Source organism: Vreelandella sp. GE22 (assembly GCF_968212445.1).
In genome coordinates, this window is the sequence record NZ_OZ309110.1 from 3571472 (window position 1) to 3594234 (window position 22763).

The window sequence follows — 22763 nt, forward strand, 5'->3', positions numbered from 1 at the left end:
CGTCATGTCGTTAACATCGTCATTGAACGCTGCCGTTTCATTGCTGAGAACCATCGAGCGCGGCCTCGACGCCGTGCTCAAGCCCGTCGTGTTCGCCGGTATGGCCGCGCTCATCGGGGTGATCACGCTGCAAATCGTATCAAGAGTGCTGTTCACCGCCGTGGGCTGGACCGAGGAAGTCGCGCGCTTTCTGCTGATCTGGATCACCTTTCTGGCCGGCACGCTAGCCTTTCAGCGCGGCCACCACATCGCCGTGACCTTCGCCGTCGATGCGCTGCCCGCACGGCTTCGCCAGGCAGCGCGCTTTCTCGCCGTGCTCGCGGTGATTGCGTTCATGATCACGCTGATCGTGATCGGTTATCGCTACATGCAGGTGCAGAGTTTCCAGAAATCCGCCTCGCTGCGCCTGCCGATGTCCTACGTCTACGCGATAATGCCGATCAGCGCCGCGAGCATGGCCTGGTACGCGCTGGTGGATCTTTTCGAGATCGCCCTCGAGGGTGAGCCAAGAAAGCCGATGGGGGAGCAAACGCCATGACACTGCTTCTTTTTGGGCTCTTTTTCCTGCTGATGCTGCTGGGCGTACCCATCGCCTTCGCCATTGGGGCCAGTTCGCTCTACGCGCTTTACCAGGCCGGCGTGCCGCTGATGGTGGTCACCCAGCAGATGTTTCAGGGCATCAACTCGTTTGCCCTGGTCGCCATTCCGATGTTCATTCTAGCCGGCGATTTGATGGCCCAGGGCAAGGTGAGCGAGCGGCTGGTGAGCTTCGCCGACTCCCTGGTGGGCTTTATGCGCGGCGGGCTCTCGATCGTCTCCATCATGGCGGGCATGTTCTTCGCCGCGATTTCCGGCTCCGGGGCGGCGACCACCGCCGCGGTAGGCTCGAGCCTGGTGCCGGAGCTCAAACGCAAGGGCTACGAGCCCGCTTCGGCGGCCAGTTTGATCGCCGCCAGCGGCACCATCGGGGTGGTGATCCCGCCCTCGGTGCCCATGATCATCTACGCGGTGATCGCCCAGCAGTCGGTATCGACCCTCTTCTTGAACGGCTTTCTGCCGGGGCTGGCGATGGGCCTGGGCTTGATGGCCATTGCCATTACCCAGGCCTACAAGCGCCAATACCCCAAGGGCACGCCGCTTTCACCCAAAACGATCTGGCGCACCTTCAAGTCCGCCAGTTGGGGGCTGATGACCCCAATAATCATTCTGGGCGGTATCTTCACCGGTATTTTTACGCCGAGTGAAGCCGCAGTGGTGGCGGTGAACTACGCGCTGCTGGTGTCGCTGTTCGTCTACCGCGACTTGACGCTGCCCCAGGTGTATCGGCTTCTGATCCGCTCGGCGATGACCACGGCGGTCATCATGCTGGTGATTGCGATGTCGGCGGTGCTGAGCTGGACGCTTTCGAGCTGGCAGGTGCCCGGCGCCATTGCCCAATCGGTACTGTCGCTCTCCACCGATCCGCTGGTCGTGATGCTCTTGGTGGTCGCGGTGATTCTGCTCACCGGCGTATTCATCGAAACTGCCAGCGCCCTGATCATCCTCACGCCGGTCTTGCTGCCGCTGGTGCTACAGCTTGGCATCGACCCGATCCACTTTGGCCTGATCATCGTGGTGGGGCTTTCGATTGGCATGATCACCCCGCCGGTGGCGATCAATTTATATGTGGCCTCCTCGGTCACCCAGCTCCCGCTGGAGCGCATTACTCGCGCGATCATCCCGTATCTACTCGGGCTGATTGGCGTGCTGCTTTTGGTGGTCTACGTGCCCATTTTCATGGGGTGGTCGGGAAACTAGCCGCCCAGGTATTCCACACACTTTATGCGCACTGACGCCAGGGGCGTGCCAAACGGCACGCCCCTGGCGCAATAAGCTTCATACGTGCCGGTATGAGATACCCAGGCCCTTGGCGGCGTAGGTTAATGTTGGCTTGATGCCAGCGTGACATTGACCGTGGTGCACGCCCTTTTAATGACCGTTTCAAACAAGCATAAGCGTGCATATTTATAATAAACAATCAGCACCGGGAGAGACCTGATGAACGAGTCTCGAGAATGGTCGTCGCCGTCGATACAGGCCGAGATCGACGCGCTTAAACACACGCCAGGCGCGCTCTTGCCGATTCTTCATGCCCTCCAGGACCGCTTTGGCTTTATCCCCAATGACTCCGTGCCGCTGATCGCCGAGTCGCTCCAGCAGACCCGCGCCGAGGTACACGGTGTGATCAGTTTCTATCACCATTTTCGCACCACCCCGCCGGGGCGCCACGTCGTGCAGATATGTCGCGCCGAGGCGTGTCAGTCCGTGGGCGCACGCAAGCTCGAAGCCCACGCCAAAACGCGGCTGGGGGTGGATTACCACCAGACCACGCCGGACCAGGAGATCACCCTGGAAGCCGTTTACTGCCTGGGCAACTGTGCCTGCGGGCCGTCGATTCGCGTGAATGACCAGGTGCGCGGGCGGGTAACGCCGGAGGCCTTCGATGAACTGCTCGACGAGCTGCAAACTCGGCCGCTGGAGGTGATGGCATGAGTATTCGTGTTTACGTTCCCCGCGATACCACCGCGCTCTCCGTGGGTGCCGACGCCGTGGCTCGGCGCCTGGAGCGTGAGGCCGCCGCCCGCCACGAAGGCATCGACATTGTTCGCAACGGCTCCCGGGGGCTTTTTTGGCTCGAGCCGCTGGTCGAGGTGGAAACCGCCCAGGGCCGGTTTGCCTATGGGCCCGTTACCCCCAGCGATGTACCCGGGCTGCTCGATAGCGGCCTGCTCGAGGGCGACATCAGCCACCCGCTGGCGCTCGGCCTGACGGAGGAAATCGACTATCTCGCCCGCCAGCAGCGCCTGACCTTTGCGCGTATCGGCATCACCGACCCGCTGTGTCTTGACGATTACCGCGCCCACCGCGGCTTTGCCGGGCTCGAGGCGACGCTAAAGCTGTCAGGCCAGGACATCGTCGACGAAGTAAAAGCCTCCGGGCTTCGCGGGCGCGGCGGCGCGGCGTTTCCCACCGGCATCAAATGGCAGACCGTGCTGGATGCGCCCGCCGATCAAAAATACATCGTCTGCAACGCCGATGAGGGCGACTCCGGCACCTTCGCCGACCGGCTGGCCATGGAGTGCGACCCCTACATGCTGATCGAGGGCATGGCCATCGCCGGGCTCGCCGTGGGCGCGACCCAAGGCTATATCTACCTGCGCTCGGAGTACCCGCTGGCCAAGGAGATATTGGACGAGGCCATCCGTCGCGCCGACGTTGCCGGGTATCTGGGCGATAACCTGTGCGAAAGCGGTCGCGCCTTTCATCTGGAGGTGCGCCTGGGCGCCGGGGCGTATATCTGCGGCGAAGAGACCTCGCTTCTGGAAAGCCTGGAGGGCAAGCGCGGCATGGTGCGCTTCAAGCCGCCGCTGCCCGCCATCGAAGGCCTGTTTGGCCGCCCCACCGTGGTCAACAACGTACTTTCGCTGGCCGCGGTGCCGTTTATTCTCGCCGAAGGCGCGGCGGCCTACGCCGACCACGGCATGGGCCGCTCGCGCGGCACGCTGGCATTGCAGCTGGCGGGCAACGTCAAGCGCGGCGGGCTTATCGAGCTTGCCTTCGGCACCACATTGCGAGCGCTGATGGAGGAGTTCGGCGGCGGCACGCTAAGCGGCAAGCCCCTGCGCGCCGTGCAGGTGGGCGGGCCGCTGTGTGCTTACCTGCCGGAGAGCCAGTGGGATATGCCGCTCGATTACGAAACCTTCGCCGAGGTCGGCGCGGGGGTCGGCCACGGCGGCGTGGTGATGTTTGATGACAGTGTCGACATGGCCGAGCAGGCGCGCTTCTCGATGGAGTTCTGCAAGGTGGAGTCGTGTGGCAAGTGCACGCCGTGTCGCATCGGCTCGACCCGCGGCGTGGAGGTGATCGACCGCATCCGCGCCGATGACAACCGCGAGGCTAACCTCACGCTATTGGGTGATTTGTGCGAGACGATGGTGGATGGCTCGCTCTGCGCCATGGGCGGTATGACGCCCTTCCCGGTACAGAGCGCGCTGAACCACTTTTCTGAAGACTTCCAGCGCTCGGCCAGTGGAGAACGCTCATGATTGAACATTTCGATCCCCGGCGCCAGGCCAACAGCGTCGATTTCAGCAAGGACTACGGCACACCCTCCCCGACCCCGGGTGCCGCCGCCGTCAACCTCGAGATCGACGGCGTCACTATCAGCGTACCGGAAGGTACCTCTGTGCTGCGCGCCGCGGCCCTCGCCGATATCAGCATCCCCAAGCTTTGCGCCACCGACAGCCTCGAGGCCTTTGGCTCCTGTCGGCTCTGCGCGGTCCAGGTCGAAGGCCGCCGGGGGCTGCCCGCCTCCTGCACCACGCCGGTGGTCGAAGGCATGAAGGTGACGACCCAAAACGAGCGCCTGGCCAAGCTGCGCCGGGGCGTGATGGAGCTCTACATCTCCGATCACCCGCTGGACTGTTTGACCTGCTCCGCCAACGGCGACTGCGAGCTGCAGGACATGGCGGGCAGCGTAGGGCTTCGCGAAGTGCGCTACGGCTTCGAGGGCGAGAACCACCTGGAAGCTGAAAAAGATACCTCCAACCCCTACTTCACCTTCGATCCGAGCAAGTGCATCGTCTGCTCGCGCTGCGTGCGCGCCTGCGACGAGGTGCAAGGCACCTTCGCGCTGACCATCGACGGCCGCGGGTTCGACTCCAAGGTCTCGGCGGGCCAGAACGAGGCTTTCATGGACTCGGACTGCGTCTCGTGCGGGGCCTGCGTGCAGGCCTGCCCCACGGCTACGCTGATGGAAAAGAGCGTGATCGACCAGGGCGTGCCGGACAGAAGCGTGGTGACCACCTGCGCCTACTGCGGGGTGGGCTGCTCGTTCGAAGCCCAGATGAAGGGCGACAAGCTGGTGCGCATGGTGCCCTACAAGGGCGGCGACGCGAACCACGGCCACTCCTGCGTGAAGGGGCGCTTCGCCATCGGCTACGCCTCGCACCCGGACCGCCTGACCACGCCGATGATTCGCGACGCCATCGACCAGCCCTGGCGCGAAGTCAGTTGGGAAGAGGCGATCGGCTTCGCCGCGGGGCGCCTGAAATCGATTCAGGCCGAGCACGGCCGTGAAAGCATCGGCGGCATCACCTCCTCGCGCTGCACCAACGAAGAAACCTACCTCGTGCAAAAACTGATCCGCGCGGGCTTTGGTAACAACAACACCGATACCTGCGCCCGGGTCTGCCACTCGCCGACCGGCTACGGCTTGAAAACCACCCTGGGCGAATCCGCCGGCACCCAAACCTTTGATTCGGTCATGAAGTCCGACGCGATCATCGTCATCGGCGCCAACCCTACCGACGCCCACCCGGTGTTTGGCTCGATGATGCGCAAGCGCCTGCGCCAGGGCGCGAAGCTGATCGTCGCCGACCCGCGCCGCATCGATCTATTGAAGACCCCGCACATGGCTGAGGCCCAGCACCTGCCGCTACGCCCGGGCACCAACGTCGCGCTGGTCAACGCCCTGGGCCACGTGGTGGTCACCGAAGGGTTGGAGGACAAAGACTTCATCGCCAGGCGCTGCGAGACGGAGGCCTACCAGAGCTGGCGCGCGTTTATCAGCGAAGAGCGCCACTCCCCTGAGGCAAGTGAAGCGATTACCGGCGTGCCCGCCGATGCCGTCCGTCAGGCGGCGCGCACCTACGCCACCGTCCCCAACGGCGCCATCTACTACGGCCTGGGCGTGACCGAGCACAGCCAGGGCTCCACCATGGTGATGGGCATCGCCAACCTCGCTTTGGCCACCGGCAACATCGGCCGGGAAGGCGTGGGCGTGAACCCCTTGCGCGGCCAGAACAACGTGCAGGGCTCCTGCGACATGGGCTCCTTCCCCCATGAGCTGCCGGGCTACCAGCACGTGGCGGACCCCGCCGCTCGCGGGCGCTTCGAGTCAGTGTGGGGCGTGAAGCTCGACGACGAGCCGGGGCTGCGTATTCCCAACATGTTCGACGCCGCCATCGAAGGCACCTTCAAGGCGATGTACGTGCAGGGCGAGGATATCGCCCAGTCCGACCCCAATACCCAGCACGTCGAGGCGGCGCTGCGCTCGCTGGACTGTTTGATCGTCCAGGATATCTTCCTCAACGAGACCGCCAAGTTCGCCCACGTGCTGCTGCCGGGCTCCAGCTTTTTGGAGAAGGACGGCACCTTCACCAACGCCGAGCGGCGCATCAACCGGGTGCGCAAGGTAATGCCGCCGGTGGCGGGCAAGCAGGATTGGGAAGTGACCCAGGACCTGGCCAACGCACTGGGTTATCCGATGAATTACGCCCACCCGTCGGAAATCATGGACGAGATCGCCTCGCTTGCGCCGAGCTTCGCAGGCGTCAGCTTTGAAAAGCTCGAGCAGTACGGCAGCCTGCAGTGGCCGTGCAACGACGACAACCCGCTCGGCATGCCGACCATGCACGAGTTCAGCTTCCCGATCGGACTTGGTCGCTTTGCGATCACGGAGTACGTCGCCACCGAGGAGCGCGCCAACCGCCGCTTCCCGCTTTTGTTGACCACCGGGCGGATCCTCAGCCAGTACAACGTGGGCGCCCAAACCCGGCGCACCCACAACCAGCACTGGCACGACGAAGACGTACTGGAGCTGCACCCCAGTGACGCTGAAGTGCGCGGAGTGAACGACGGTGACTGGCTGGGCATTACTAGCCGCTCGGGGCAGACGGTGCTGCGCGCCCGGCTTAGCGAACGCATGCAACCTGGGGTAGTCTATACGACGTTCCACCACCCCGGCAGTGGCGCCAATGTGATCACCACCAATAACTCGGATTGGGCCACCAACTGCCCCGAATACAAGGTGACCGCCGTGCAGGTAGAAAAAGTAAGCCAGCCCTCCGCTTGGCAGCAGCGCTTTACTTCCTTCGATCAGACTCAGAAGCACCATCTGGCGAAGGCGCAACAGGAGGCGCCATGAGCGCCAGCCATGAAACGAGTATTGAGCACCTGCCCGTCGAGGTGCGCTACCACGCCAATGGCTGGCAGGGCGATAACGACAGGGACGCTCTGGCGCAGGAAGTACCGGTCGCGCTGATTTATAACGGCATCTCCCACGCGGTGATGATGGCAAGCCCCGACGCGCTCGAGGACTTGGCACTAGGCTTTAGCCTGACCGAAGGCATCATCGCGCACCCTCACGAGTGCTACGACTGGGAGGTCGTAGAAGAAGAGCACGGCCTGGCCGTTCACCTGGACATCGCCACCCAACGGCTCATGGCACTGAAAGAGCGCCGGCGCAGCATGACCGGGCGCACCGGCTGCGGGCTTTGCGGCACCGAGGCGCTGGACCAGGCGATTCGCCCGATCCCCAGGGTAGCGGCGCCCGCCATCGAGGATGCCGCCATCGCCCAGGCGCTGGATACCCTTGCCGACCACCAGCCGCTCAAAGCCGCCACCGGTGCGGTGCATGGCGCGGCCTGGTGTAACGCGAAGGGTGAGATCCAGCGGGTGCGCGAGGACGTGGGCCGCCACAACGCCCTGGACAAACTCATTGGCTCGCTGGCCAAAAGCGAAACGCCGCTCCTGGATGGCTTCGTGCTGGTCTCCAGCCGGGCCAGCTACGAGATGGTGCACAAGTGCGCCAGCGCCGGTATCGGTGCGCTGGTGGCCGTCTCCGCCGCCACGGCGCTCGCCGTCAAGCAGGCCGAGGCGGCCAATTTGCTGCTCGTCGGCTTCGCCCGCGGCAACCGCCATGTGATCTACCACCGCCCAAACGCGGCGCACCCTCAAGGAGACGCGTCATGTCGGCCAACGACGACAACCTGATTCATATGATCAACCAGATCGCCGCCAACCTGGGCGGCGGGCGCGACGAAGAGGCTACCGCAGAGGCCACCTGCCGCCATCTCGAAACCTTCTGGGCCCGCGCCATGAAAAAGCGCCTGGTGGAGAGCCTTCAACGAGAAGAGACCGGGCTTTCACCGGCCGCTCACCGGGCGGCAACGCTATTGGCCAACCGGCTCGATAAGCGTCAGGCAAGCTGAGTACCTACTTTGCAACAACAACGTCAAAAAAGCTTCAAGCGCCATTTTTTTCTTTGTGAGCGACTATTTAGCCTCAAGAAACGACTAATTCCGGCGATAAAATACGCTTTATAACCTGGGTTAAGGTGATTGAGGGCCGTGGCGTCCACTGTGTGCGTGTGGTGGCCAAGGATGGCCCGTTTGGACAAGGACTGCACCACACGCTTTTAGGCCGCTCTGACCATTTAACCGCCTGGTCAGAGCGGCCTTTTTATTATGGGAGAAGCGGTATTGAAACCCGCTTACGCCGTGGCATTTTGGCCGCGGCGCTCCTCCAGCATCCCTTTGTCGAGAATGAAGCGGATGATCTCCTCAAGGCCCACACCGTCGTACAGATTGGTGAACACGAAGGGCCGCTCACCACGCATCATCTTCGAGTCTTTCTCCATCACCTCCAGTGAGGCGTGCACCTGCTCGGCAATGTCGATCTTGTTGATGATCAGCAAATCGGATTTGGTGATCCCCGGCCCGCCCTTGCGCGGAATCTTGTCGCCGGCGGAGACGTCGATCACGTAGAGCGTGAGATCGGAAAGCTCCGGGCTGAAGGTTGCGGACAAATTATCGCCGCCGGACTCCACCATCACCAGTTCAAGACCCGGGTGGCGCGCCTGCAGGTCGTCGATCGCCGCCAGGTTCATCGAGGCGTCTTCGCGAATCGCAGTGTGCGGGCAGCCGCCGGTCTCCACGCCCAGAATCCGGTCCGCCGGGAGGGCGTCGTGCTTGAGCAGAAAGTCCGCGTCTTCGCGGGTGTAGATATCGTTGGTCACCACGGCGATGTCGTAGTGATCGCGCAGCGCCAGGCAGAGTTGCTTGAGTAGTGCGGTCTTGCCGGAGCCTACCGGGCCACCGACCCCTACGCGTAAACAGTGTGTCATGTCGTTCTCCTCGATCGATCCATCAGCTTCTAAAAAGCCGCGAATATTGGGTTTCGTGCAGGGCACTGGCCAGCGCCACGCCGGGCAGTATCGGCCCCAGCTCGTCGTCCTCCAGCGCCAGCGCCGCGTCTACCGCCTCTACCAGCGCGGGGCGCAGCCGCTCGATGATGCGCTGGGCCGCGGTGTGGCCCAGGGGCAGCGCCTTGCAGGCTACCGCCAACTGGTTTTCGAGCCACGCCCAGCCAAAGCCGATCAGCGCCTGGCGCGGGCTAATCCCGCGCCGGTGGGCGGTGTAGGTAAAGAGCGTCACGTAACCGGCCTGTTCGGGCAGAAGCCCGGCCTGGGGCAGCAGCTCGAGGCTTGCCAGCAGGCGCTTGAGTGACGCCCCCAAACGGCTATCCTCGGCGGCCAGCTCGAAGGTTTCCCGGGTGGCGGCGAGCCACGCGTCCCATTCGGCTATGGCGGTGCTGTCGTCTTCATCGAACGCCTTGAAAAGCCTGGCGATGACCGGCAGTTCGCAGCGGGTCAGGCCGTCTTCCAGCACCCCATCCAGCCACGCGGCCAGACTCGCCTCGTCGCTCACCCAGCCAAGCTCGAAGGCGCTTTCGAGCCCCTGAGAGAACGCGAAGGCCCCGATGGGAAGCGCCGGGCTGACCAGTTGCATCAGGCCCAGCAGAGCCAGATCGTCATTGGCCTCAGTGCTCATGGGCGTGATCGTGATGGTCGTGGCTGTGGGCATGCCCTTGAGAGTGGTCATGGGAGTGGCCGTGGGAATGCCCGCCCACCTGGTTGTAGGCACCGGGCTCCGGGTCGAAGGTGGCCTCACCATGTTCGAGCGTCGCTCCGAGTAGCGTGGCCAGTTCCTCCAGCACGTGATCCGGCGGGAAGCGCACCCAGCCGCCCTGATCGTCTTCGCCCAGCGCCAGCTGCACGTGGCGGTTGCCCAGGTGGTAGGCGAGACGCGCCAGCGGCAGGCCACTGGAGACGCGCGCGGTGACCACCGGCTCGATAGCGGCACAGACGCGAATCACCTCGCCGCTTTCGGCTTTCAAGCCCTCGCCGCTACGCAGCACCGGGCCGCGATCCAGAAACAGTCCCAGCGCCCGGCCGCCGTCGCTTTCGGCCTTCAGGCGGCCGCGAATGCGCAGCTCGAAAGGCAGCGTCAGCGTGTCAGTGACCGCGCTTTCTTCTATCGGACCTAGACGTTCTATCAGTTTCAGCATGATCGACCTCTTGATCATCCAATCAATTGAGTTTTTACCATGAGCCCTTGTTCTGTAGGCGTCGCTTTAGCTAGCGACCTCTTTAAGGGGGCGCCGCAAGTAAGGGAAGGCTAGCGCCTTCCATCGCCGGATGAATCCAGCTCCTACAAGGGCGAGCCCGTGCCCCCGTAGGAGTCGCTTTAGCTAGCGACGGCTTCTAGAACAGGTGATAGCGCTGGGCCAGTGGGAGCTCGGTGGCGGGTTCGCAGGTCAGGAGCTCGCCGTCGCAGCGCACTTCATAGGTTTGCGGGTCCACGCTGAGTTCCGGGCAGGCGTCGTTGAGCTTCATGTCCTTTTTGCGCACGCCGCGCACGTTCTTGCACGGCGATAGCGCGCTTTGCAGCCCCAGGCGCTCCTTGATGCCCGCGTCGATCGAGGCCTGGCTTACGAAGTTGAGCCGGGTCTGGCTCGCCGCGCGGCCAAAGGCACCGAACATGTGGCGGTAGTGTACCGGCTGGGGCGTGGGGATCGAGGCGTTGGGGTCGCCCATAGGGGCGGCGGCGATCATGCCGCCTTTCAAAATCAGGGAAGGCTTCACGCCGAAAAATGCCGGTTTCCAGAGCACGAGATCCGCAAGCTTGCCGACCTCGATGGAGCCCACTTCGTGCGCGATGCCGTGGGTGATCGCCGGGTTGATGGTGTACTTGGCGATATAGCGCTTGGCGCGCAGGTTGTCGGCGCCAAGCTGCTCGTCTTCGGGCAGCAACCCGCGCTGGACCTTCATCTTGTGGGCGGTCTGCCAGGTGCGGCACACCACTTCGCCCACCCGGCCCATGGCCTGGGAGTCCGAGGCGATCATCGAGATCACGCCCAGGTCATGCAGAATGTCTTCCGCGGCGATGGTTTCCCGGCGAATGCGCGAATCGGCGAAGGCGACGTCTTCGGGAATGTTCGGGTCCAGGTGGTGGCACACCATTAGCATGTCCAGATGCTCGTCGATGGTATTCACCGTGTAGGGGCGCGTCGGATTGGTGGAGGAAGGCAGCACGTACTCTTTCGCGCAGGCGGTGAGGATATCCGGCGCGTGGCCCCCGCCCGCCCCTTCGGTGTGGTAGGTGTGAATGCCGCGCTCCTTGAACGCCGCGAGCGTATCCTCCACAAAGCCCGACTCGTTGAGCGTATCGGTGTGAATCGCGATCTGTACATCGTATTTTTCCGCCACGCTCAGGCAGTTGTCGATCGATGCCGGCGTGGTGCCCCAGTCCTCGTGAAGCTTCAAGCCCATGGCCCCGGCTTCGAGCTGGGCCTCCAGGCCCTCCGGCAGGCTGGCGTTGCCCTTGCCGAGCAGGCCGATGTTCATGGGCAGGTCGTCCACCGCCTGGAGCATCTTGCCGATATGCCAGGCGCCGGGGGTGCAGGTGGTGGCGTTGGAGCCGGTGGCCGGGCCCGTGCCGCCGCCCAGCATAGTGGTCACGCCGCTCATCAGCGCCTCTTCCACCTGCTGGGGGCAGATGAAGTGGATGTGCGCGTCGATACCGCCGGCGGTGAGAATCTTGCCTTCCCCGGCGATCACCTCGGTGCCCGGGCCGATGACGATCTCGACGTCCGGCTGAGTGTCCGGGTTACCGGCCTTGCCGATGGCGGCGATGCGTCCATTCTGCAAACCGACATCCGCCTTGACGATACCCCACCAGTCGACAATCAGCGCGTTGGTGATCACGGTATCCATTACCACGTCATCCACGCGCTGGCTCTGGCCCATGCCGTCGCGGATCACCTTGCCGCCGCCGAATTTTACTTCGTCGCCGTAGTGGGTGGCATCACGCTCGACTTCGATCCAGAGCTCGGTGTCGCCCAGACGCACGCGGTCGCCCACAGTGGGGCCGTACATGTCCGCGTAGGCCTTGCGGCTGATTTTATTGGTCGTCATTGCTTGTCTCCCTCCAGCGGCCCCATCACGTCACCGCGAAAACCGTAGATCTCGCGCTTGCCAACGAACGGAATTAGCGTGACTTCCCGGGTCTGGCCCGGCTCGAAGCGAATGGCGGTGCCGGCGGCGACGTCCAGGCGAAAACCGCGGGTCTTGTCGCGATCGAACACCAGCGCCGGGTTGGCCTCGGCAAAGTGGTAGTGCGACCCCAGCTGCACCGGCCGGTCGCCGGTATTGGCGACCTCCACCGTGATGCGCTCGCGACCCACGCACAGCTCGATATCGCCCTCTTTTAACTGATATTCGCCAGGAATCATGGCGCTCTCCTGTTTTTTGTGACAGGTGAGTAGTGAATGGTAAGTGGTGAGTGGTGGTATCAACCCCATGATTCACGCATACGCAAAGCACTACTCACGATTCAAGATTCACGATTCACACAATCGGCGTGTGGACGGTCACGAGTTTCGTGCCATCGGGAAACGTGGCTTCGACCTGCACCTCATCGACCATCTCGGCCACGCCTTCCATCACGTCCTCGCGACCGAGGATTTCGCGGCCAAAACTCATCAGCTCCGCCACGCTCTTGCCGTCGCGGGCGCCTTCGATGATCTCGAAGCTAATCAGCGCCACCGCTTCCGGGTAGTTGAGCTTCAGGCCTCGTGCGCGGCGCCGCTCGGCCAGCTGGGCGGCGGAAAACAGCAGCAGCTTGTCTTTGTCTCGTGGGGTCAATTCCATGGGGCGTCGTCCTTAAAAGAGAGATTACGTTAACCAAATACGCGGCGTGTGGGCCTCGCGCTCGATCAGGCGCGGGCGCAAAAGCCGCCAGGCTTGCTCGCAAAGCGCCCAGGCTTCATTACGTGATTGGCCCAGAAAACGCAGCAGCAGCACGCCGTGGCGCTGTGTGGCCGCCCAGTGGGGGCTATCCGGCAGCGCCTCGCGCAGCGCCTCGACGGCTTGCTGATTATCCTCGAGCCCGACCGCCCACAGCGTGGCCTGCACGGTGGCACCGCCCTGGCCCCAGCGGCCCACAAAGCGCGGGTGTAATGGGTCCAGCGGCTGGCGCTCGAGCCACAAGGGCTTGCCATCCTGGGTCAAACGAAAGTGCTGCTCGATACGCCCGGAAACGAACGGCAATTCGCTTGCCGGGCGGCCCAGCGCCATCACCTCCCAACCAAGGCATTTAGCACTGCCGTGAAGGGCGATATGGGTGTGCTGCTCGCCTTTCGAGCCATCAAAAGCGATGGTCTCCTGGGGCAGCCATTCGAGCACCGCGCCGTCGTCCACGGTGAGCTCGGTACGCTGGGTCCAGGCCACACCTTGGCTGTCCGCCTTATAGAGCTTGTTGGCCGCGGGCGTGGTCAAAAGCGCGTGGGCGCCGGGCTCAATATGGGCGCTAATGGTCAGCGCATCGCCGCTGACCAGGCCCCCGGGTGGGTGCAGCACGTAAACGTGGCACGCTTGGCCGCGGCCTTCCGGGTAGAAAGGCCGCTGCACGCGAAGCGGCCCCTGGTGGCGCGCCTGAACTAGGCGCGTGGCGCCTTCACGATGAGCAAAGCGCAGCGCCAACGAGGCCGCCCAGCGGCGCTCGGCATCGAAGCGGTGGCCGGACGGTGCCGGCGTGAATGTGGGCGTTACAGGCATGGCGGCACAAACGAGTAAGCAAAAGACGTCAAAAACATAGCGTGATCAACCACTGCCTATCAAAGAATCGGTTGCTGCCCGGCCCGACGGCGAAGGGCATTTGACGTTATAAATGCAAGGAGTGCGCCAAAATGGTGAATGGCGCTACCTCGGCTTCCTGTCCGGCTCGAGCGGGGCGTTAAAGCGCTTTTATTGCACCAAAATAGGGCTTTTATTCAGTCAAAACACCAAAATAGTGCGCCCCGGAGCGTTGAACGTTGAGGCAAACCAGCATGGCATAGCCGCTTCAAGAGACGGCTTTTTGCGCTACCATAGCGTCGTCTCATTCTGCGCTTGAAAACCTCTGACCGCAGCCGGTCTTGTCTGGATCGTTTACTTTGCCACCACTCTCATCCCTACAGCGCTTCGCGTATAGCCGTTGGTATCAAGGTGCCCTTCATGTGGCGCTGGTGGCGATGCTGTTGCTGCTGGTGGGCCCGCTGATCTCACAGCTTCAAGCGCATGATCATGCCCACCACGGCGACCATCACGAACATTCAGGGCTGGGGCATGACGGACAGCCGACAGCCCCATCCGAGCCGATCTTCACCTGGTTTCACGAGTGCGGCTACTGCTCGATCTGGCAGCAGTTCCCCTCTGCCCACGCGCTTTTGCCCACCATTGCCCGGCAGGCGTTCATTCACCAGGCCCCCTTGCCGCAAATGCCGTTGCAGGGGTTCGCCTCCCTCGATCACTACCGTCACGCACCTCCCCGCGCACCCCCGGCTGCCTAGCGACTCGTCTCTATTTCTGATCGCCTGACGGCTTTTGACCGCCACGCGCTTGTCGCTATCAAAGCGCCCATTAATCGGGCGCTCGAGGATCCGTGATGTCATCCCACGCCACTACCCCGTCGGCGGCGAAAAAGCCGTTCGATATGTACCTCGCCGTCTGGCGCTGGCATTTCTATGCAGGCCTTCTGGTCCTGCCGTTTTTGATTATGCTGTCGATCACCGGCGCACTTTATCTCTTTCATCATGAGATCGACGCCATCGTTCACGCCGACGTCAAACGCGTGGAGGCTCGAGCGAGCACCGCTGCGCCCTCGGCGCTGGTGAGCGCCGCGCTTGAAGCACAGCCGGGCACGGCGCTGAAATACACCGCCCCGGCCACCCCGGAAAGCTCGGCGGAAATCACCGTGCGCACCCCACAAGACGAGCGCCTGGCGGTGTATGTAAACCCCTACACCGCCAACGTGCTCGGCACGCTGGACGACCAGGGCACCCTCATGTGGACGGTGCGCACCCTGCACAGCTTCAAGTTTTTCGGCGCCACGCCGCGCAAGCTTATCGAGATCACCGGCGGCTTCGCGATTTTGCTGGTGCTGACAGGTATTTACCTTTGGTGGCCCCGGCGCCAGGCCAACGGCGGTGTGGTCAGCGTGCGCGGCACGCCGAAAAAGCGGGTTTTCTGGCGCGATTTGCATGCGGTGACCGGGCTGTTCGTCGGCGGCTTCATCCTGTTTCTGGCGATCACCGGGATGCCCTGGTCCGGGGTGTGGGGCGGCCAGGTGAACCAGTGGGCCAATGGCAATAACTTTGGCTACCCCGCCGGTGTGCGGGTCGAGGTGCCGATGTCCGAGGCGCGCCTGAGCGAGCAAACGCCCACCAGTTGGTCGATGGAGCAAGCGCGCATCCCCGAATCCAACGCGACCACTCCAGCTGCGGCCCAGGCGGGTATCGGCCTGGACGAGGCCGTGGCGGCCTTCGAGAGGCTCGGCCTGCATGACGGCTTCGCGGTGAGCCTGCCGGGAAGCCCTACCGGCGTGTACACGGGCTCGGTCTACCCCAACGATTCAAGCCAGCAGCGCGTGGTGCATCTGGATCAGTACAGCGGCGAGCCGCTTCTGGACATGAGCTACAAAGACTACGGGGCGCTGGGGCGCTGGCTGGAATTCGGCATCAGCGTCCACATGGGCCAAGAATTCGGCCTGGCGAACCAGCTGGTGTTTCTGGCGGTGTGTATCGCCATCATCGGGCTATGTGTCAGTGCCGGCGTGATGTGGTGGAAACGCCGCCCGAAAGGGGGCGTCGGCGTGCCGCCACTGCCTACAGATAAACGCGCCTTTCGCGGCATCATCGCCATTCTGGTAATCGGCGGGGTGCTGTTTCCGCTGACCGGTGCGGCGATTGCCGTGATGCTGGTCATCGACTGGTTTTTGGTTCGCCCGTTGCAGGAGCGCCGTTTCACATCTCGCCAAGCGTGAAGGCGCCAGGACGTTCAAGCTAGCCGGTATCCGCCATCACGACCCGATTACGCCCGGTGTGTTTGGCTTTATAAAGCGCCTCGTCGGCGCGCTGGATCGTGCGCTGGTAGTCCGGGTGGCCATCGTACAAGGCGAGGCCGAAGCTTGCGGTGACGTTGAGCAGCGTATCGACGCCGACCAGCATGGACTCCTTGGCAATGGCCTGGCGCAGCCGCTCGGCGAACAGGCGGCTGCCCTCGGCGCAGCTATTGACCAGCACGATCAAAAACTCCTCGCCGCCCATGCGGAACACATAGTCGCCGCCGCGGGTGGAGCGCTCCATGATACCGGCTACGTGCTGCAGCACGTGGTCGCCGGCTTCGTGACCGAAGCGGTCGTTGATCGACTTGAAGTGATCGATATCGAGCATCAACAAAACGAACAGCTTACTCGATTGGCGGGCAAGCTCGATTTCGCGGCCAAGCACCACCGACAGGAACTTGCGATTCAGTAGCAGCGTCAAGCTATCGCGCCCGGCCTCCAGCTGGGAGGCGCGCTTGAGCATGTCGTCCAGCAGCATCAAAATGCTGCGAATACCGTCACGAATATTGGCAAGCGCTACCTGGCGCTGGTCTGCCTCCGGCCGGGCCAGCTCGGGCAGGGTTTGGTGGTCGATCCGCTCGATGCAGCCGGTGATGCTCCCTATCTCGGGTACGCCTTCGAACACGTGGCTTGCCTTGTGAAAATACCAGAGCCCAAACTCGGAGCTTGCAAGAGGCAACATGGCTTGAACTGGCTGCTGCGAGGCCACGGCGTACATCAGCGTATTCTCCCAATCGAGCAGCGCCGAACGCTGCCGCTCGCGCTCATCGCCAATATTTTGCGTGAGCGTAAAGAGCTTGTACGCCTCTTCGGTACGCGCGTTGCGCTCGCTGGCGACCGAGTAGGCGTAGCTCATGATCTCCATGGCCATATCGATCGTGTCAGAAACGTAAATAGCGACGCGGCCCGCTGAGCCCACCGCGGAAAGGTCATCTTCAATACGCTGATAAAAAGCCTGTTTTAGCTGGCGCGCACTGCCAAGAACGAGGTTGACCGGAATATCGACCCGGGCATGAACCTGGCCGATCTTCTCCTGCTGCTCCACCAATGCCAGTAAATCATCGTGCTCCTCGCTGAAAATCGAAATCAGCCAGCGCTGCATCGAAGGATTCAAGCGCTGCTTGACCTGGGCATGGGACAGAAAAAGCTTGGCGTGAGGGTCCTCCATCATGGTGTGGTAGAAATGGTGGGCGAACGGCCCATGATAGGCGTAGACCAGTTGAGCCACTGCCTGGCGTACCGACCTGGGCGTACGCTCTTGAAGCGTCTCCCACTGGGTCACTAGCTGGTACTTATCTTTATAGCGCATCGTCCACCCCGCCAATTAAGATTAATTAGACCAAACGATGACATTAACAAAAATTCGCCTAAGGTTTTTTTATCCACATCATGGTTTGCGCACATTTTTAGTTCGGTGAAAGACGCGGCGGCTTGACATAATTTTTGTAAGGCAAGAAACTTAGCAAAGGCTATACTTCTTACTGCATGTAAAATAAATTGCGCAGTGCAATGCACGGTTTCTTTTCATTCGATGCCCGGAGGTATCCATGGCACTAAAACGCGCGATCATGGCGTTGGGGCTTTTGCCGCTAAGCTCGCAGGCCCTGGCCGAGGAGCCGCTGAACGTGGTGGCGACCATCGGCATGATTGCCGATGTCGCCCAGCAGGTGGGCGGCGAGTGCGTTAGCGTCGAGGCCATGATGGGCCCGGGGGTCGACCCACACCTTTACCAGGCCAGCGCCAGCGATGTGGCGCTACTGCGCGGCGCCGAGCAGATTCTCTACTCCGGCTATTCGCTGGAAGGCCAGCTCGGCTCGGTGCTGGAGAACTTCTCCAAACGCACACCGACTTTGGCCGTGGCCCCGGCCTCGATCAGCGAGGATCAACTGATCAGCGCCCAGGGGGCCTACGGCGTCGACCCGCACCTGTGGATGGATATCTCACTCTGGGCGCAGATCGTACCTACGCTGAGCGACACCTTGATAGAGGCACGGCCTGAGTGTCGTGATGCCATCGAGGCCAATAGCGAACGCTACCAGGGCGAGCTTTCGGCGCTTCACGAATGGGTCAAGGAGAGCATTGCCAGCATTCCCGAGCAGCAGCGCGTGCTGGTCACCGCCCACGATGCGTTTAGCTACTATGGCCGCGCCTACGACATCGAGGTCGAAGGCATTCAGGGTATCAGCACCGAAACCGAAACCGGCATTGCCGATATCCGCAGCATGGCCAATAGTGTGGTAGAGCGCGGCGTGCCGGCGGTGTTCGTCGAAAGCACGATCAACCCGCGCACGATTCAGGCGGTGATCGACGCGGCCAAGCAGCGCGGCCACACGGTGAGCGTGGGCGGCGAGCTTTATTCGGACGCCATGGGCGATACGGGCACCGTCGACGGCACCTATATGGGCATGCTTTACCGCAATACCCAGCATATCGTCGAGGCGCTGGGCGGTACCCTTGCCCCGCTGCCCGATACGCTGGATGAGTGGGCAAGCCAGTGGCAGCTCGACCAACAGGGATAAAAGGCACGCTTAATGGCAATACCCGCAAGCGCTGAGCCGGCCCTCAGCATTAACAACTTGACCGTGAGCTACCACAACCAGCCCGTGCTTTGGGATATCGATCTGGATATCCCGGCGGGCGTGATGGCGGGCATCGTCGGCCCCAACGGGGCGGGCAAAAGCACGCTGATCAAGAGTCTTTTGGGGCTGGTGCCGTCGCTTTCCGGCGAGGTGAAGGTGCACGGCAAGCCCTACGCGGCCCAGCGCAAGCGGGTGGGCTACGTGCCCCAGCGCTCGAGTGTGGACTGGGACTTCCCCACCACCGCGCTGGATGTCGTGACCATGGGCCTTTACGGGCGCCTGGGCTGGTTCAAGCGCCCGGGCCGTAGAGAGCGCCAGGAGGCGATGGAGGCGCTCGAGATGGTGAGCATGAGCGAGCTTGCCCACCGCCAGATCAGCCAGCTCTCCGGCGGCCAGCAACAGCGGGTGTTTCTGGCCCGGGCGCTGGTGCAGCAGGCGGATGTCTACTTTCTGGACGAACCCATGGCCGGGGTGGACGCCACCACCGAGCGGGCGATCATCGATATCCTGCGCCGTTTGAGAGACGCGGGCAAAACCCTGATCGTCGTCCACCACGACCTGCAAACGGTGAGCAGCTACTTCGACTGGCTACTGCTTTTGAACGTGCGGGTGATCGCCGCCGGCCCGGCCGACGAAGTCTTCAAGATCGACCACCTGCGCCAGACCTACGGCGGCCAGATCGCCCTGCTGGGCGACAGCGAATCATTGATGTTTCCCGCCTCGAAAGTGACCTGACCCATGGACTGGCTCGCGCTCTTATCGGACTACACCTTTCAAAACGTGGTGATCGGCGCATCTCTCTTGGGCCTGATCAGCGGGCCGCTGGGCTGCTTTGCGGTACTGCGCCGCCAGAGCCTTTTGGGCGACGCCATCTCCCACGCCGCGCTTCCGGGCATATGCTTGAGTTTCATCATCACCGGCAGCCGTGACATCGGCGGCATCATGCTGGGCTCGCTTGCCACCGGCTCGCTCGCCGCGCTCATCATGCTGCTGCTCACCCGCAAAAGCCGCTTGAAAACCGACGCCGCCCTGGGCGTGTGCCTAAGCCTCTTTTTTGCCGTCGGCATCGTGCTGCTCACCTACATTCAGGGCACCAGCAACGCCTCCCAGGGCGGGCTCGAGGCCTTTCTCTTCGGCCAGGCCGCCGCCACGCTGCGCTCGGATCTCTGGGTGATGGGCGGCGTAACGCTGGCGACTCTCACACTGCTCGCCGCCTTCTGGAAGCAGGCCAAGCTGGTCACCTTCGATGCCGAGTACGCCCGCACGCTGGGGATGCCCGCCACGGCCATCGAGGCCACGCTCACCGCCATGGTGGCACTCGCCGTGGTGGTCGGTTTGCAGATGGTCGGGGTGATTCTGATGGCGGCGATGATCGTCGCCCCGGCAGCGGCGGCAAGGCAATGGAGCCGCCACCTGGGCACGATGCTGGCGATTGCCGCGGGGGTGGGCATCGTCAGCGGCGTATCCGGGGCGACGATCAGCACGCTGTCCCGCGGGCTCGCCACCGGCCCGCTGATCGTACTGACCGCTACGGCCATCGTGCTGCTGTCGCTTGCACTGGCCCCGGGCCGCGGTCTTTTGTGGGGAATGATGAAACACTACCGCCAGAAAACCGAGCTGCAACAGCAGCAGCTGCTCTACACGCTTTATAAACACCCGGCCAGACCCGCGCCACACCGTTTGTCCTTGAGCGCGTGGCTAACGCTTGCCCGGCTCAAGCGCCAAGGGTATCTGGCCCACTCGCAAGATGAGGCGGGCTGGGGGCTGACCGCTTCCGGCCAAGCCAAGGCCCGGCAGGTGGTCGCCACGTTCGAGGAGGTCGCTCCATGATCGAGGCGCTACTCGACAGCACCGCCCTGCCGATCATTCTGGTCGGCGCCATGGTGGGCATCGCCTCTTCGGCGGTGGGCACCTTTTTGGTGCTGCGCGGCAACAGCATGCTGTCGGATGCCATCAGCCATTCGATCGTGTTCGGCATCGTCATCGTCTGGATACTCACCAAGCAGCAAAGCGGGCCGGTGCAGCTCATCGGCGCCGCGCTGACCGGGCTTTTGACCGTCTTCCTCACCGAGGCGCTCGCCAACACCAAACGCGTAAAGCAGGACGCCGCCATCGGCCTGGTGTTCCCGGCGCTGTTCTCGATCGGCGTGCTGCTGCTCAATATCTACGCCCACGACGTGCACATCGACACCCACACGGTACTGCTGGGGGAGATCGGCTTCGTTTGGCTGGATACCGTCGACATGTTTGGGCTGCCCATTCCCCAGGCGCTGGTGTCGATGAGCGTGATGACGCTGCTCAATTATGCCTTTATCGGTGTTTTTTATAAGGAGCTGAAGCTCGCCACCTTCGATCCCGCGCTGGCCAAAACCTTTGGCTTCATGCCGACGATCCTGTTCTATGGTCTTTTGATGCTGACCAGCTCCACCGCCGTGGCGGCGTTCGATGCCGTGGGCGCGGTGCTGTTTATCGCCTTTGCCATCGTGCCCGCATCGGCTGCTTACCTGCTCACCGACCGCCTGTGGATGATGTTCGTCATCGGTGCGCTGATCTCGATCGCCTCGAGCATTAGCGGCTATTACCTGGCCGTGCATTTCAACGTCTCGATCGGCGGCATGATGGCGGTGATGACCGGCATGTTTCTGATCCTCGCCTTTCTGGGCGGGCCGCGTTATGGCCTGATTACCCAAGTGCTCAAGCGCCGCCGAGCGCGCCAAGCACCGGTGGAGCCGCCGCCGACCTCATAAAAGACGGCAGGAACGCCAAGCGCCAGGCAGAGCGATCAAAGCCTATCGCTTGACAGCAACGACGTTCACGCCTATACCATTTGATAGTCCACAGACATATCAAGTGAAAACCCAATGGCTACGTCCTTTACCCAATACCAGCCCCCCAAAGCGCTCGCTGCCGGTTTCTGGCAGCAGGTTGGCCTGCCCGCCCGTGGTCGCAAGCTGCATGAGCTGTTGCATGAAGGCGTGGAATACCGGGTTTACCCTCAGCTTGCCAGGGTATCGGGTATCGAGCAAAAGGCCTTGGCAGGCTATGTGGATATCCCCCCGGCCACGCTGAGCCGCCGCGCCAAATCGGGTCGTTTCAAGATGGCGGAAAGCGACCGGCTTTACCGCTTTGCCGAACTCTTCAAGGCGGCGCTGGATCTGTTCGAAGGTGACGCCGAGAGCGCCCGCGCCTGGCTGCTCAAACCCAATGTAGGGTTGGGCGGGCGCAGGCCGGTGGAGATGAGCGCGACCTCCGCCGAGTACCAAACGGTGCTGAACCTGATTGGCCGGCTGGAGCACGGAGTGACCGCGTGAGCGAGGTTCAGGCGTACAGGCTGGTCAAGCGCAAGTACCAGGAGACCGCCTTCGATGGCGAGGGCGCACGGCTTTACGGCGGGCGTTGGAACAGCCCCGGCAACGCCTGCGTGTATGTGGCAAGCTCCGAGTCGCTGGCGCTTCTCGAAATCATGGTGCACCTGGAGAGCTATCGTCTGCTCAATGCCTATGCACTACTGCGCCTGACGCTACCCGCCGAGAGCATTCTACGCGTTGGTGTAGAAGACCTCCCCGACAACTGGCAAGAAGCACCGGCACCCGCAGAAACCGCGGAGCTGGGCGACGGCTGGCTGGCATCAAAACAAAGCCTGGCACTGGCGCTACCCAGCGTAATCGTGCCGCGGGAACTCAACTACATGCTCAACCCGGCGCATCCACTATTCGATCAAATCACGACCACCGCCGAAGAACTGCCTCTTCAAGCCGACTCTAGACTTTAAAAAGTGTACTTTGTACACCCTTAAAAATGAATGAAGAGTAAGTGACATGCACGTTTTTAACGAACTCAAGGACTCCCTGGAAGAAGCCGTTCATATCAAGGAGAAGCGATCCCCCGCGTCGCGCATGACGCGTTTCGAGGTAGCGGATGTCAAACAGATCCGCACCGCGCTGGATGTGTCCCAAGCGGAGTTTGCCCAAGCGATGGGCACCAGTGTGGATACCGTCAAAAGCTGGGAGAGCAAGCGGCGCAACCCCACCGGGCTAGCAGCCAAGGTGCTGGCGACTATTCAGGAGAACCCGGCCTTTTATCAGGCATTGAAAGCCCACTGATTTTTCAACAACCACACGCCAGCCAAATGACAGCC

At 62.6% G+C, this 22763-nt stretch carries 24 protein-coding genes; 16 read left to right on the forward strand and 8 right to left on the reverse strand.

The window, feature by feature from the left end:
* Positions 1 to 4 precede the first annotated feature (4 nt).
* The 7 genes from ACWHRL_RS16765 (at position 5) to ACWHRL_RS16795 (ending at position 8033) form a co-directional block, all read left to right on the forward strand.
* Positions 5 to 538, forward strand: coding sequence for a TRAP transporter small permease (locus ACWHRL_RS16765; RefSeq protein WP_447894554.1), 534 nt, complete (start codon positions 5 to 7; stop codon positions 536 to 538).
* Positions 535 to 1797, forward strand: a complete 1263-nt coding sequence (locus ACWHRL_RS16770) for a TRAP transporter large permease (protein WP_447894555.1) — start codon at positions 535 to 537, stop codon at positions 1795 to 1797. Before ACWHRL_RS16765 ends, ACWHRL_RS16770 begins: the two co-directional genes overlap by 4 nt.
* A 240-nt stretch (positions 1798 to 2037) precedes the next feature.
* A complete protein-coding gene (locus ACWHRL_RS16775; protein WP_447894556.1) occupies positions 2038 to 2532 on the forward strand; it encodes a formate dehydrogenase subunit gamma in 495 nt (164 codons plus the stop codon).
* Positions 2529 to 4085, forward strand: coding sequence for a formate dehydrogenase beta subunit (locus ACWHRL_RS16780; RefSeq protein ID WP_447894557.1), 1557 nt, complete (start codon positions 2529 to 2531; stop codon positions 4083 to 4085). Before ACWHRL_RS16775 ends, ACWHRL_RS16780 begins: the two co-directional genes overlap by 4 nt.
* The gene (gene fdhF, locus ACWHRL_RS16785) at positions 4082 to 6967 is read left to right on the forward strand and encodes a formate dehydrogenase subunit alpha (RefSeq protein ID WP_447894558.1); all 2886 of its coding nucleotides are present in this window, start codon (positions 4082 to 4084) and stop codon (positions 6965 to 6967) included. The genes ACWHRL_RS16780 and fdhF overlap by 4 nt, the downstream gene beginning before the upstream one ends.
* A complete protein-coding gene (gene fdhD / locus ACWHRL_RS16790; RefSeq protein ID WP_447894559.1) occupies positions 6964 to 7815 on the forward strand; it encodes a formate dehydrogenase accessory sulfurtransferase FdhD in 852 nt (283 codons plus the stop codon). Before fdhF ends, fdhD begins: the two co-directional genes overlap by 4 nt.
* Entirely contained in the window at positions 7791 to 8033 is a 243-nt protein-coding gene (locus tag ACWHRL_RS16795; protein ID WP_447894560.1) for a formate dehydrogenase subunit delta, read from the forward strand. The genes fdhD and ACWHRL_RS16795 overlap by 25 nt, the downstream gene beginning before the upstream one ends.
* 281 nt (positions 8034 to 8314) lie before the next feature.
* Here the strand turns inward: ACWHRL_RS16795 and ureG are convergent, their stop codons facing one another.
* From ureG to ACWHRL_RS16830, 7 genes are all read right to left on the reverse strand, one after another.
* On the reverse strand, positions 8315 to 8947 hold the full coding sequence (gene ureG / locus ACWHRL_RS16800) for an urease accessory protein UreG (protein ID WP_447530201.1): 633 nt from the start codon (positions 8945 to 8947) through the stop codon (positions 8315 to 8317).
* Between the two features lie 22 nt (positions 8948 to 8969).
* Positions 8970 to 9653 carry an urease accessory protein UreF gene (locus tag ACWHRL_RS16805; protein ID WP_447894561.1) on the reverse strand — a complete coding sequence of 228 codons (684 nt, stop codon included), beginning with the start codon at positions 9651 to 9653 and terminating at the stop codon, positions 8970 to 8972.
* Positions 9643 to 10170 carry an urease accessory protein UreE gene (gene ureE / locus ACWHRL_RS16810; RefSeq protein WP_447894562.1) on the reverse strand — a complete coding sequence of 176 codons (528 nt, stop codon included), beginning with the start codon at positions 10168 to 10170 and terminating at the stop codon, positions 9643 to 9645. The genes ACWHRL_RS16805 and ureE overlap by 11 nt, the downstream gene beginning before the upstream one ends.
* 196 nt (positions 10171 to 10366) lie before the next feature.
* Entirely contained in the window at positions 10367 to 12079 is a 1713-nt protein-coding gene (gene ureC, locus ACWHRL_RS16815) for an urease subunit alpha (protein ID WP_447894563.1), read from the reverse strand.
* On the reverse strand, positions 12076 to 12396 hold the full coding sequence (locus ACWHRL_RS16820; protein ID WP_447894564.1) for an urease subunit beta: 321 nt from the start codon (positions 12394 to 12396) through the stop codon (positions 12076 to 12078). Before ACWHRL_RS16820 ends, ureC begins: the two co-directional genes overlap by 4 nt.
* A gap of 115 nt (positions 12397 to 12511) precedes the next feature.
* The gene (locus tag ACWHRL_RS16825; protein ID WP_447894565.1) at positions 12512 to 12814 is read right to left on the reverse strand and encodes an urease subunit gamma; all 303 of its coding nucleotides are present in this window, start codon (positions 12812 to 12814) and stop codon (positions 12512 to 12514) included.
* A gap of 24 nt (positions 12815 to 12838) precedes the next feature.
* Positions 12839 to 13720, reverse strand: a complete 882-nt coding sequence (locus ACWHRL_RS16830; protein ID WP_447894566.1) for an urease accessory protein UreD — start codon at positions 13718 to 13720, stop codon at positions 12839 to 12841.
* Positions 13721 to 14160: 440 nt separating this feature from the next.
* Between ACWHRL_RS16830 and ACWHRL_RS16835 the strand changes: the two genes are divergently transcribed.
* Positions 14161 to 14493, forward strand: a complete 333-nt coding sequence (locus ACWHRL_RS16835; RefSeq protein WP_447894567.1) for a DUF2946 family protein — start codon at positions 14161 to 14163, stop codon at positions 14491 to 14493.
* A gap of 95 nt (positions 14494 to 14588) precedes the next feature.
* The gene (locus ACWHRL_RS16840) at positions 14589 to 15965 is read left to right on the forward strand and encodes a PepSY-associated TM helix domain-containing protein (protein ID WP_447894568.1); all 1377 of its coding nucleotides are present in this window, start codon (positions 14589 to 14591) and stop codon (positions 15963 to 15965) included.
* A 19-nt stretch (positions 15966 to 15984) separates the two neighbouring features.
* On the opposite strand, the gene ACWHRL_RS16845 is transcribed toward ACWHRL_RS16840, so the two are convergent.
* Complete coding sequence (locus ACWHRL_RS16845) at positions 15985 to 17355, reverse strand: diguanylate cyclase (RefSeq protein ID WP_447894569.1); 1371 nt, start codon at positions 17353 to 17355, stop codon at positions 15985 to 15987.
* Positions 17356 to 17593: 238 nt separating this feature from the next.
* On the opposite strand from ACWHRL_RS16845, the gene ACWHRL_RS16850 reads away from it, so the two are divergent.
* From ACWHRL_RS16850 to nadS, 7 genes are all read left to right on the forward strand, one after another.
* Complete coding sequence (locus ACWHRL_RS16850; protein ID WP_447894570.1) at positions 17594 to 18565, forward strand: metal ABC transporter solute-binding protein, Zn/Mn family; 972 nt, start codon at positions 17594 to 17596, stop codon at positions 18563 to 18565.
* 12 nt (positions 18566 to 18577) lie between these two features.
* A complete protein-coding gene (locus tag ACWHRL_RS16855; RefSeq protein ID WP_447894571.1) occupies positions 18578 to 19360 on the forward strand; it encodes a metal ABC transporter ATP-binding protein in 783 nt (260 codons plus the stop codon).
* Positions 19361 to 19363: 3 nt separating this feature from the next.
* On the forward strand, positions 19364 to 20455 hold the full coding sequence (locus ACWHRL_RS16860) for a metal ABC transporter permease (protein WP_447894572.1): 1092 nt from the start codon (positions 19364 to 19366) through the stop codon (positions 20453 to 20455).
* Positions 20452 to 21372, forward strand: a complete 921-nt coding sequence (locus tag ACWHRL_RS16865) for a metal ABC transporter permease (RefSeq protein ID WP_447894573.1) — start codon at positions 20452 to 20454, stop codon at positions 21370 to 21372. The genes ACWHRL_RS16860 and ACWHRL_RS16865 overlap by 4 nt, the downstream gene beginning before the upstream one ends.
* 114 nt (positions 21373 to 21486) lie before the next feature.
* Positions 21487 to 21936 carry a type II RES/Xre toxin-antitoxin system antitoxin gene (parS, locus tag ACWHRL_RS16870; RefSeq protein WP_447894574.1) on the forward strand — a complete coding sequence of 150 codons (450 nt, stop codon included), beginning with the start codon at positions 21487 to 21489 and terminating at the stop codon, positions 21934 to 21936.
* Positions 21933 to 22397, forward strand: coding sequence for an RES family NAD+ phosphorylase (locus ACWHRL_RS16875; RefSeq protein ID WP_447894575.1), 465 nt, complete (start codon positions 21933 to 21935; stop codon positions 22395 to 22397). Before parS ends, ACWHRL_RS16875 begins: the two co-directional genes overlap by 4 nt.
* 46 nt (positions 22398 to 22443) lie before the next feature.
* Positions 22444 to 22728, forward strand: a complete 285-nt coding sequence (nadS, locus tag ACWHRL_RS16880; protein ID WP_447894576.1) for a NadS family protein — start codon at positions 22444 to 22446, stop codon at positions 22726 to 22728.
* Positions 22729 to 22763 lie beyond the last annotated feature (35 nt).